The sequence below is a fragment of the Xenophilus sp. genome (genome assembly GCF_044462705.1).
Classification (GTDB): Bacteria; Pseudomonadota; Gammaproteobacteria; order Burkholderiales; family Burkholderiaceae_C; genus Xenophilus; species Xenophilus azovorans.
Window position 1 is genome coordinate 28,495 of sequence record NZ_JBIQNC010000020.1, and the last position, 10,566, is coordinate 39,060.

12 protein-coding genes and 1 pseudogene are annotated in these 10,566 nt (G+C 72.0%); 7 read left to right on the top strand and 6 right to left on the bottom strand.

Going from position 1 to position 10,566, the window contains the following annotated elements; all coding sequences use genetic code 11:
• Nucleotides 1–16 precede the first annotated feature (16 nt).
• Nucleotides 17–778, bottom strand: coding sequence for a sulfite exporter TauE/SafE family protein (locus tag ACIY1X_RS05835; RefSeq protein ID WP_399678835.1), 762 nt, complete (start codon nt 776–778; stop codon nt 17–19).
• Nucleotides 775–2,031 (bottom strand): MFS transporter, encoded by a 1,257-nt coding sequence (locus ACIY1X_RS05840; RefSeq protein WP_399678838.1) that lies wholly within the window; start codon nt 2,029–2,031, stop codon nt 775–777. Before ACIY1X_RS05840 ends, ACIY1X_RS05835 begins: the two co-directional genes overlap by 4 nt.
• A gap of 94 nt (nt 2,032–2,125) precedes the next feature.
• Between ACIY1X_RS05840 and ACIY1X_RS05845 the strand changes: the two genes are divergently transcribed.
• The 5 genes from ACIY1X_RS05845 (at nt 2,126) to ACIY1X_RS05865 (ending at nt 6,254) form a co-directional block, all read left to right on the top strand.
• Nucleotides 2,126–2,938: an AraC family transcriptional regulator gene (locus tag ACIY1X_RS05845; RefSeq protein ID WP_399678840.1), complete on the top strand. Its 813-nt coding sequence runs from the start codon at nt 2,126–2,128 to the stop codon at nt 2,936–2,938.
• Between the two features lie 61 nt (nt 2,939–2,999).
• Nucleotides 3,000–3,458: a DUF2501 domain-containing protein gene (locus ACIY1X_RS05850; RefSeq protein ID WP_399678842.1), complete on the top strand. Its 459-nt coding sequence runs from the start codon at nt 3,000–3,002 to the stop codon at nt 3,456–3,458.
• A 103-nt stretch (nt 3,459–3,561) separates the two neighbouring features.
• The gene (locus ACIY1X_RS05855) at nt 3,562–5,265 is read left to right on the top strand and encodes a SulP family inorganic anion transporter (RefSeq protein WP_399678844.1); all 1,704 of its coding nucleotides are present in this window, start codon (nt 3,562–3,564) and stop codon (nt 5,263–5,265) included.
• A gap of 127 nt (nt 5,266–5,392) precedes the next feature.
• The gene (locus ACIY1X_RS05860) at nt 5,393–5,845 is read left to right on the top strand and encodes an Hsp20/alpha crystallin family protein (RefSeq protein ID WP_399678846.1); all 453 of its coding nucleotides are present in this window, start codon (nt 5,393–5,395) and stop codon (nt 5,843–5,845) included.
• 13 nt (nt 5,846–5,858) lie between these two features.
• Entirely contained in the window at nt 5,859–6,254 is a 396-nt protein-coding gene (locus tag ACIY1X_RS05865) for an Hsp20/alpha crystallin family protein (RefSeq protein WP_399678848.1), read from the top strand.
• A 4-nt stretch (nt 6,255–6,258) separates the two neighbouring features.
• Here ACIY1X_RS05865 and arfB read toward each other — a convergent pair whose 3' ends face one another.
• From arfB to ACIY1X_RS05885, 4 genes are read right to left on the bottom strand one after another with little or no spacing between them, the layout of a single operon-like run.
• Nucleotides 6,259–6,666, bottom strand: coding sequence for an alternative ribosome rescue aminoacyl-tRNA hydrolase ArfB (arfB, locus tag ACIY1X_RS05870; protein ID WP_399678850.1), 408 nt, complete (start codon nt 6,664–6,666; stop codon nt 6,259–6,261).
• A 5-nt stretch (nt 6,667–6,671) separates the two neighbouring features.
• On the bottom strand, nt 6,672–7,859 hold the full coding sequence (locus ACIY1X_RS05875; RefSeq protein WP_399678853.1) for an acetyl-CoA C-acyltransferase family protein: 1,188 nt from the start codon (nt 7,857–7,859) through the stop codon (nt 6,672–6,674).
• Between the two features lie 38 nt (nt 7,860–7,897).
• Complete coding sequence (locus tag ACIY1X_RS05880; protein ID WP_399678854.1) at nt 7,898–8,689, bottom strand: enoyl-CoA hydratase/isomerase family protein; 792 nt, start codon at nt 8,687–8,689, stop codon at nt 7,898–7,900.
• Entirely contained in the window at nt 8,686–9,378 is a 693-nt protein-coding gene (locus ACIY1X_RS05885; RefSeq protein WP_399678856.1) for a TetR/AcrR family transcriptional regulator, read from the bottom strand. The genes ACIY1X_RS05880 and ACIY1X_RS05885 overlap by 4 nt, the downstream gene beginning before the upstream one ends.
• A gap of 181 nt (nt 9,379–9,559) precedes the next feature.
• Here ACIY1X_RS05885 and ACIY1X_RS05890 point away from each other — a divergent pair, with 181 nt between their 5' ends.
• Nucleotides 9,560–10,414, top strand: a complete 855-nt coding sequence (locus ACIY1X_RS05890; RefSeq protein WP_399678857.1) for an ABC transporter ATP-binding protein — start codon at nt 9,560–9,562, stop codon at nt 10,412–10,414.
• A gap of 14 nt (nt 10,415–10,428) precedes the next feature.
• Nucleotides 10,429–10,566: pseudogene (locus ACIY1X_RS05895) on the top strand (branched-chain amino acid ABC transporter permease); the annotation flags it as partial.

The following is a 10,566-nucleotide window of genomic DNA, read 5'->3' on the forward strand; positions in this document are numbered from 1 at the left end:
TTGTGCGGCGTGCGGCTCAGCCGCGCTGCAGCAGCGCGGGCACCGACGAGACCAGCAGCACCACGCCGGAGACGGTCAGCAGGCTCAGCACCACGCGGCGGAAGGCCAGCTCGCTCAGGCCCACGTACAGCCTCGCGCCCAGCAGCACCGGCACCAGCACGCACACGGCGACGATGGCCAGCATCGGCAGCATGGCCACCGGCACGTGGCCGGCGCCGATCTGCAGGGTGAAGGCCACGGCCAGCATCGAGAGGTTGAAGTTCTGGATGATGGCGCGCTGCGCGTCGCGCTCCAGCCCGCGCAGCGTGCACCACAGCGTGGGGATCGGCCCGGTGAAGCCCCCCACCCCGCCGCACACGCCGCCCAGCAGGCCCGACACGGCATCCGCCGGCCGGCCGCCCCAGCGCACGCGCGGCAGGCTGCGGGCGAACAGCATGGCCAGGCACCAGGGCACCAGCAGCGCGCCCAGGCAGGCCTTGAACAGCACCGCGTCCAGGTGCGGCAGCAGCCACACGCCCAGCGGCACACCGACCAACCCGCCGATCACGAAGGGCAGCAGCGCACGCATGTCGAAGCCGCGCCGCACGGTCACGGCGGCGATCACCTGCCCGGTGAGCGCGCCGAAGGTGGCGAGCACCGCCGCCAGCCGCGGCTCCACCGACCAGGCCCAGATCGACATGGCCGTGAGCCCGAAGGCGAAGCCCGACAGGCCCTGGACGAAGCCGGCGATGCCGGCGCCCAGCGCCACGAGCAGGTACAGGGACAGGCCGTCGCTCAAGCGGAGGCCGGCAGCGGCAGCGCCTCGCGCCGCACGCGGCGCACGTTGAAGGCGCTGACGATCAGCACCGCCTGCACCAGCGCCAGGCCGAGGATGACCGCGCCGTAGCGGCCGTGGTCCATCAGCGGGCCGAAGATCAGCGGCGCCACGGCCTGGCCGATGTCCAGCCCGGCGTAGACCACGCCGTACACGCGCCCGCTGGCGTTGGCCGGCGTGGAGCGCTTGACCAGCAGGTCGCGCGAGGGGCCCGCGATGCCCGAGGCGAAGCCCATGGCGCCGAACAGCACCGGCACCACCACCGGCGGGAAGTCGGCCAGCGCCATCACCAGCGCGAACACCGCCGCGACGCCGAAGCCGATGCCCACGATGCGCTCGCAGCGCGACGGGTCGGCGGCCAGGAAGCCGCCCGCCACCATGCCCACCGAGCTGGCGACCATGTACACCGTCAGGCAGATCGCCACCAGCGCCACCGGCACCGCATGCAACTGGCCGGCCGCCGCCGGCGCGAAGGTCTGCACGATGCTGATGACCATCGCGTAGAAGAAGAAGAAGCCGAAGCACATCCACACCGCCGGGATGCGCAGGAAGTCGAAGGTGCCGGCGGCCGGCGCGCCGTCGCCCTGGCCGGTGGCCTTGTGCACGGCCTTCACGTCCAGCGCCAGCACGCCGCGGTTGAACCACAGCACGGCGAGCACCACCAGGGCCAGCACGCCGGCCGCGGCCAGCGCCGTGCGCCAGCCCCAGCCCATGGCGATCGGCACCACGAAGGCCGGCGCCAGCGCCCAGCCCAGGCTGCCGGTGATGCCGTGCACGCTGTAGGCATGGCCCAGCCGCGTGGGCGCCACCTTGCGGTTGAACAGGGTGTAGTCCACCGGGTGGAACACGCCGTTGCCCACGCCCGCGAGTACGGCGCCGGCCAGCAGCACCCAGTAGTTGGGTGCCAGCGCGTAGACGAACGCCGCCAGCCCCAGGCAGCCCAGGCCGACGAACAGCACCGGCCGCGGCCCGAGCTTGTCGACCACGAAGCCGGAGGCCGCCTGCACCGCGCAGGAGACGACGAAGAACACCGTCAGCACCGCGCCCAGCTCGGTGTAGCTCACGCCGAAGGCGTCCTTCAGCCAGGGGAACAGCGGCGCCAGGATGAGCTGGCTGAAGTGGCTGATGGCGTGGGCCAGGCCGACGAGGCCGATCAGCTTGGCGTCGGAGCCCAGCGAAGGCGGGGCGGCGGAAGAAGCGGGGTTGGAGGCGGACATGACAGATCTGGAAACAATGCGCTCGGGCAGCCCTGGATGCTAGGGTCAGCTTTCGCGGCAGAATGGCGATACAGCGACAACATTTGTCGGAAACATGACAAGCGCCGTCCACAGCGTGGGTCCGCTCACGCCCCATCTGTACGCCCCCGACGCGATGCGGCCCCTGCGCGCCAAGGAGCACTTCCTCCAGGCCGACACGCAGGTCGAGCTGCACCAGCACCCCTGGCCGCAGCTCACCTTCTCCACCCGCGGCGTGATCCGCCTGTCGACCACCGACGGCAGCTACATCGTGCCGCCCTCGCGCGCCGTGTGGGTGCCGGCCGACGTGCCGCACAGCATCAGCCTGATGGAGTACGCCGAGCTGCGCACCGTCTACCTGCACCCCTGGCTGGGGCCGCACTGGGAACGCTGCGAGGTGCTGGAGATCAGCCCGTTGCTGCGCGCCCTGATGCTGGCGCTGGACACCACGCCCGACGGCCTGCCGCCGGCCGACCCGCACGCCGCCCAGCGCGAGCGCTGGATCGCCCCGCTGCTGGTGGACGAGCTGGAGCGCGCCACGCAGATCCGCATCGACGTGCCGCTGCCGGCCGACAAGCGCCTGCGCCAGTTGTGCGAGACGCTGCTGCGCAACCCGGCCGGCCGCGCCACGCTGGCCGAGCGCGCGGCCGCCATCGGCGCCAGCGAGCGCACCGTGGCGCGCCTGTTCCGCGACCAGATGGGCATGAGCTGGCAGCAGTGGCGCCAGCAGGCCGTGCTGGCCCATGCGCTACCGCTGCTGGCGCGCGGCATGGCGGTGAGCCAGGTGGCCGCCGCCAGCGGCTACGCCACCGACAGCGCCTTCTGCGCCATGTTCAAGCAGGCGACGGGCAAGTCGCCCACCGCCTTCCAGCACAGGAAGAAACCGTAACGCCTGCCGCGGCGCCAGCGGCTATCGTCCGGGCATCGCCGTACCTTCAAGGAGATCCGCCATGCATCGTTCCCTCCCCGCCGCCGCGCTGTGCGCGGCCCTGCTCGCCGCGGGCGGCGCCGCCCACGCCAACAAGTACCTCGACGCGATGAAGGAACAACTGGGCAGTTCCGGCCAGGCCGATACCGGTTCCGCCTCCGGCGGCGGCGCGGCCGCGCTGGCCGGCGGCCTCGGCCTGTCGATGCCGGCCATGGGCAGCAGCACGCTGGGCAACGCGGCCGGCGTGATCCAGTACTGCGTCAAGAACAACTACCTCAGCGCCGCCAGCGCCAACTCGGTCAAGGACAGGCTGTTGGGCATGGTCACCGGCCAGAAGCCGCAGCAGACCGGCTTCGCCAACGGCGCCAAGGGGCTGCTGCAGGGCGAGAACGGCAAGTCGCTCAATATGAAGAACCTCTCCTCCAAGCTCAAGGAGAAGGCCTGCGACTACGTGCTGAAGAACGCGACGTCGCTGCTCTGACCCCCCGCCGGGAGGCCGACCCCGGCATCCCGGACAATGGCGGGCGCCCCGAGGCCCATCACAACAAGCGTCCGCCGCGCCCGCCCGCCGGGCGCACCCAGCCATGAATCCAGCTCCTGCCACACCAGCCAGCCGCCGCGAACGCCTCGCGCACTGGCTGCCCTTCCTCGCCTGGCCCCGGCCCAACCGTCCGCTGCTCATCAACGAAGCGCTGGCCGGCATCACCGTCGCGCTGATGGTCATTCCGCAGGGCGTGGCCTATGCCTCGCTGGCCGGCATGCCGCTGGCCACCGGCATCTACGCGGCGCTGTGGCCGGCGCTGGTGGCGGTGCTGTTCAGTTCCTCGGCCCGCCTGTCGGTGGGGCCGACCGCCCTGTCGAGCATCCTGATCGGCGCCGCGCTGGCGCCGCTGGCGGTGCCGGGCAGCCGCGAATGGGTGTCGCTGGCCGTGTGGCTGGCGCTGCTGTCGGGGCTGATGCAGGTGGTGCTGGGCGCGGCGCGCTTCGGCTGGCTGCTGCGGCTGGTCAACTCGCCGGTGCTGATGGGCTTCACCCAAGGGGCCGCGGTGCTCATCACGCTGTCGCAACTGCCGGCCCTGCTGGGCTTCACCGGCCGCAGCTTCTGGCAGGCGCTGCAGGGGCCGCCGCCGGACTTCATCGCCATCGGCTTCGGCCTGGGCGGCATGGCGATGCTCTGGCTGGGCAAGCGCTTCACGCCGCGCTTTCCGACCACCATGGCGCTGGTGGCGCTCAGCGCCTTCGTCAGCTGGCTGATCGGCTACGCGCTCGGCGGCGGGGCGGTGGTGGGCGCGCTGCCTTCCGGCCTGCCCTCCTTCTACCTGCCCGGCCTCCTGAGCTGGCACGAACTGGGCGCGCTGATCCTGCCGGCCTTCCTGGTCACGCTGGTGAGCTTCCTGGAGACGGCCTCCAGCGCCAAGGTGGACAACGCCCGCGCCGGCACGCTGTGGAACGAGAACCAGGACCTGATCGGCCAAGGCCTGGCCAAGATCGCCTCCGGCTTCTCGGGCTCCTTTCCGACGAGTTCGTCCTTCTCGCGCTCGGCCATCACGTTGTACGCGGGCGCGCAGACGCAGTGGGCCACCCTGTTCAACGTGGTGGTGGTGGCGGCCGCGCTGCTGTGGGCGATGCCCCTGCTGTACAACGTGCCGCAGGCGGTGCTGGCGGCCATCGTGGCGTCGGCCACCATCGGGCTGCTCAAGCCGTCGGCCTTCGTCGCGCTGTGGCGCATCTCGCGCATCGAGGCGGCCATCGCCTTCGGCACCTTCGTGCTGACCATCGCCACCTCGCCTTCCATCTACTGGGGCGTGCTGGGCGGGCTGCTGGCGGCGCTGGCGCACTACATGTACCGCCACCTGCACCCGCGCATCATCGAGGTGGGCCTGCACCCCGACGGCAGCCTGCGCGACCGCCACCTGTGGCAGCTCCCGCCGCTGGCGCCGGACCTCTACGCGCTGCGCATGGACGCCGAACTCGACTTCGCCACCGCCAGCACGCTGGAGCGCGCCATCAGCACCGTGCTGGCCGAGCGGCCCGGGCTCAAGGACGTGTGCCTCTTCGCCCACCCCATCAACCGCGTGGACCTGACCGGCGCCGAGGTGTTCGGCAGCATCCGCCGCCTGCTGGAGAGCAAGGGCGTGCGCCTGCACCTGAGCGGCCTGAAACTGCCGGCCCTGCAGGTGCTGGAGCGCGCCGGGCTGCTCGCGCCGGGGCCGATGCTGTTCACCTACCGCACGGACGCCGAAGCGCTGGCGGCGCTGCAGGCGCCGCGGCCGCCCGCCGTCGCCTGACCTCCCGCGCGGCCTCCGCCCCCCTCTTGAAAGGGGGCGCGGACACCCTATGTGCGCCAGCAGGAAGTCGCCTGCGGCACCGCTTCCGGCGGCTTCCTGCAACGCATCTTGCAAGGAGGTTTTCGCCATGTACCGATCCCTGTTTCCGCGCGACCTGTTCGCCGAGCTGGATCGCCTGCAGCGCGACGTGCAGCAGGCGTTCGACCTGTCCCCCACCATCCGCGGCATCGGCCGCGGCGGCTTCCCGGCGCTGAACGTGGGCGCCACGCCGCAGTCCATCGAGCTGTACGCCTTCGCGCCGGGGCTGGACCCGGCCTCGATCGACGTGCAGATCGACCGCGGCGTGCTCAGCCTGTCGGGCCGCCGGGCCTCGTCCCTGCCCGCCGCCAACGGCGGCGAGGCAAAGGAGCGGCCGGTCGTCCACATCAACGAGCGCTTCGCCGGCGAGTTCCGCCGCACCGTGAGCTTGCCCGACGACGCCGACCCCGATGCCGTCACGGCCGGCTACCGCGACGGCGTGCTGCGCGTCAGCGTGCAGCGCCGCGCCTCGGCGCAGCCGCGCCGCATCACCGTGCAATGAAGGAGGACCGACGATGAACACCCCCGACACCACCCCGAACACCCCGGCCACCCGCGACGCCGCCGGCCGCGAGGCGCAGCCCGCGCTGCTGCCGCCCGTGGACGTGGTGGAGGACGCCGGCGCCATCACCCTGTGGGCCGACCTGCCGGGCGTGACCCGCGAGGGCCTGAACCTGCAGGTGGACGGCGACCAGCTCGCCATCGAGGGCGAGGTCACGCTGCAGCTGCCGGAAGGCATGCAGGCCTCGCACGCCGAGGTGGGCGTCAACCGCTACCGCCGCGTCTTCACGCTGAGCAAGGAACTGGACACGCAGCGCATCGAGGCCAACCTGAACCAGGGCGTGCTGCAGTTGCGCATCCCGAAGGCCGAGCACGCGCGGCCGCGCCGCATCGAGGTGCAGGCGGCGTGACCGCCTAGTCGCGCACCGCGCCGCGCAGGCGCTTGACCTCGGCGCGCTGGCTCTTGCCTTCGAGCCGCCGCCGCACCGAGGCCCGCGTCGGCCGCGTGGCGCGGCGCACGCGCGGCGGCGCGGCCACGCGGTCGACCAGCGCCTGCAGCCGCGCCAGCGCGTCGGCGCGGTTCAGCTCCTGCGTACGGTGCTGCTGCGCCTTGATGACGATCACGCCGTCCTGCGTGAGCCGGGCGTCGTGCAGCGCCAGCAGCCGCGCCTTCACCTCGTCGGGCAGCGAGCTGGCGCCGACGTCGAAGCGCAGGTGCACCGCGCTCGACACCTTGTTGACGTTCTGGCCGCCCGCGCCTTGGGCGCGGATCGCCGTGAACACGACCTCGCGCTCGTCGACCTGCAACGGGCGCGAGGCCATGCGCGTCAGACCCGCTCGAAGATGGCGGCGATGCCCTGCCCGCCGCCGATGCACATCGTCACCAGCGCATAGCGGCCCTGCACGCGGTGCAGCTCGGCGATCGCCTTGGCGGTGATGATCGCGCCCGTGGCGCCCACCGGGTGGCCCAGCGAGATGCCCGAGCCGTTGGGGTTGACCTTGGCGGGGTCGAAGTCCAGCTCCTTGGCCACGGCGCAGGCCTGCGCGGCGAAGGCCTCGTTGGCCTCGATCACGTCCAGGTCGCCGATCTTCAGGCCGGTGCGCTCCAGCACCTTGCGCGTGGCCGGCACCGGGCCGATGCCCATGTAGGCCGGCTCCACGCCGGCGTGCGCGTAGCCCACCAGCCGCGCCAGCGGCTTCAGGCCCAGCGCCTTGACGCGCCCGCCCTCGGCCAGCACCACCGCGCCCGCGCCGTCGTTGATGCCCGAGGCGTTGCCGGCCGTCACCGTGCCGCCCTCCTTCTTGAAGGCCGGCTTCATGCCCGCCAGCACCTCGACGGTCGTGCTCGCCTTGACGTGCTCGTCGGTGTCGAACACCACCACGCCCTTGCGCGTCTTGATCTCGACCGGGACGATCTGCTCCTTGAAGCGGCCGGCGGCGATGGCCGCCGCGGCGCGCTGGTGGCTCAGCGCGGCCAGCGCGTCCTGCTCCTCGCGCGTGATGCCGTGGCGCTCGGCCACGTTCTCGGCGGTGATGCCCATGTGGATCTTCTGCCACGGGTCGTGCAGGATGCCCAGCATGTAGTCCACCAGCACGGCGTCGCCCATGCGGGCGCCGTAGCGGGCCGAGGTATCGAAATACGGCCCGCGGCTCATCGACTCGGAGCCGCCGCCGACGGCGATGTCGCAGTCGCCGAGCGCAATGGCCTGCGCCGCCGACACGATGGCCTGCAGGCCCGAGCCGCACAGGCGGTTGACGTTGAAGGCCGGCGTCTCGATCGGGCAACCGGCGTCGATGGCGGCCACGCGGCTGAGGTACGCGTCCTTGGTGTCGGTGGGGATCACGTTGCCCATCACCACGTGGCCGACCGCATCGGGCGCCACGCCGCTGCGCGTGAGGGCGGCCTTGACGGCGGTGGTGGCCAGCTGGGTGTTGGGCACGTCCTTGAGCGAGCCGCCGAAGGTGCCGATGGCGGTGCGGGCGGTGCCGACGACGAAGATGTCGCGTTGGGTCATGGTGCAGTCCTCGAAGTGGAAAAAGAAGAAAACGGGGCTCAGCGGCCGGTGAAGTCGGGCTTTGTCTTGGCAAAGAAGGCGTCGACGCCAAGGCGGAAGTCTGCGCTCGCGGCGCAGATCTGGAAAGCGGCGGCCTCGGCGTCCAACTGTGCCGCAAGCTCGCGCCCCAGGCTGCCGCGGATGAGACGGCGCAGCTGCCCCAGCGCCACCGTGGGCCCGGCGGCCAGCCGCTGCGCCAGCTCCATCGCCTCGGCGGGCAGCGTATCTGCGGGCAGCACGCGGTTGACCAGGCCCATCTGCTCGGCGTCGGCGGCCTCCAGCGTGTCGCCCAGCAGCGCGATCTCCAGCGCGTGGCGCAGGCCGACCCGGCGCGGCAGCGCCCACGAGGCGCCGACGTCGCAGCTCGTGCCGATGTTCACGTAGGCCAGGTTGAAGCGCGTGCCCTCGGCCGCCAGCACGAAGTCGGCCTGCAGCATCAGCGACAGGCCCGCGCCCGCCGCCACGCCATGCACCTGCGCCACCACCGGCGCGTCGATGCTGGCCAGCACCACCAGCGCCTCGTGCAGCGGGCCGATCAGCGCGGCCGCGCCGCCCTGCGGGTCGGCGCCCAGCAGCGCCAGGTCGCCGCCGGCCATGAAGCCCTTGCCTTCGCCGCGCATCAGCACGGCGCGCACGCCGGGGTCGGCGGCGATGGCCTTCACCGCGGCCAGGAAGCCCTGCGCCATCGGCACGTCGATGGCGTTGAGCGCCTGCGGGCGGTTGAACGCGATCGTGGCGACCGCGCCTTCGCGGCCGACGATGAGCGAGGGGATGGCGGAATCCGGATTCATGCGGGAATCTCCTGGGTCTTCTTGCGCTGGCGCGCCGCCGCGCGCCGCTGCGCGGGGGCCAGCACGCCGCCCAGCAGCAGCGCCACGGCCTGCTCGGCGATCTGCTGCGGGTCGAGTTCGCCGTCGGGACGGTACCAGCGGCCGACCCAGCTCAGCGCGCCGCCGATCATGAAGGCGGCCATCTTCGGGTCGCACGGCGCCAGGCTGCCCTCCTCCACGCCGGCGGCGATCAGGCGGCGGAACTCGTGGTCGATGCCGGCCTTCAGGCGCCGCAGCTCCTTCTTCAGGGGCGGCGGCAGCGGGTCTTCGCCGTTGCGGATCACGCACATGCCGAAGTCCTGCATCACGATGTCGACGTAGATGCGCATGCAGGCCACGAGCTGGTCCAGCGCACGGCCGCCACTCTCGCGCACGGCGTCGATGCCCTCCTTCATCATGCCCAGCGCGGCGCGCACGCATTCGAGCAGGATGTCGTCCTTGCTCTTGACGTAGTAGTAGAGCGTGGGCTTGGTGACGTGCAGCTGGCGGGCGATGTCGTCCAGCGAGGTGGCGTGGAAGCCCCGCTCGTTGAACAGCCGCGCCGCCGTCTGCAGCACCGCCTGGCGTTTCAGCTCGCGCTGCCGGCCGCGCTGGTCCGGCTTCGTCCAGGGCGAGGCGGCGGCGGGCGGGCGGCGCGTGCGGGTGGCCATGCGTGCAGCGTGGGAACGGGCGGTTTGGGGGAAAGTCCCGATGCCCCTGCGCACCGCCGTCCGGAAGATCGCGCAGGTTACCGGTGGGTAGGCATTCTACGGACGAGTAGCCTCGCTTCGCAGCCCGACCCGCCTCCGAGCAAACCCCAGTGCCGCCAGAGCACGCCCGACGGAGACGCCTTTGCACGACGCCGCTGACGCCCCAGCCAACGCTGCCGAGCCGGTGCTGCGCCTGGATGCGCTGACGCTGGCCTTCGGCGGCGTGAAGGCGCTGTCGGGCGTGGGCTTCGACGTGGCGCCGGGCAGCATCACCGCCGTCATCGGGCCCAACGGCGCGGGCAAGACCTCGCTGTTCAACACCGTCTCGGGCTTCTACCGGCCGACCGCGGGGCGGGTGCTGTTCGAGGGCCGCGACATCACGCACCTGCCGGCGCCCAAACGCGCCGCGCTGGGCCTGGCACGCAGCTTCCAGAACATCGCACTCTTCCGCGGCATGACGGTGCTGGACAACATCAAGCTCGGCCGCCACGCGCACCTGAAGAGCAACGTGTTCGACGCCCTCTTCTACCTGGGCCGCGCCCGCCGCGAGGAGGCCGAACTGCGCCGCGAGGTGGAAGAGCGGATCATCGACTTCCTGGAGATCGACCACATCCGCCATGCGCCGGTGGCCGCCCTGCCCTACGGCCTGCGCAAGCGGGTGGAGATGGCACGCGCCCTGGCGATGCAGCCGAAGGTGCTGATGCTGGACGAGCCCGTGGCAGGCATGAACCGCGAGGAGACGGAGGACATGGCCCGCTTCATCCTCGACGCGCGGCGCGAGTGGGGCATCACCGTGCTGATGGTGGAGCACGACATGGGCATGGTGATGGACCTGTCGGACCACGTCGTGGTGCTCAACTTCGGCCAGGTGATCGCGCAGGGCGCGCCGGCCGCGGTGCAGGCCGATCCGGAAGTCAACCGCGCCTACCTGGGCGGCGGCGACGTGGGCGAACTGCGGCGGCGCCTGCGCGCGCAGCCGCTGGCGCAGCCGGCCTGAGCGGGGCATCGCGCATGGACTGGGCCTACCTGTTCGAGATCGCCCTCACCGGCCTGGCCGGCGGGGGCCTGTATGCGCTGGCGGCGCTGGCCTTCGTGCTGGTCTACAAGGCCACGCGGGTGGTCAACATCGCCATCGGCGAGATGCTGATG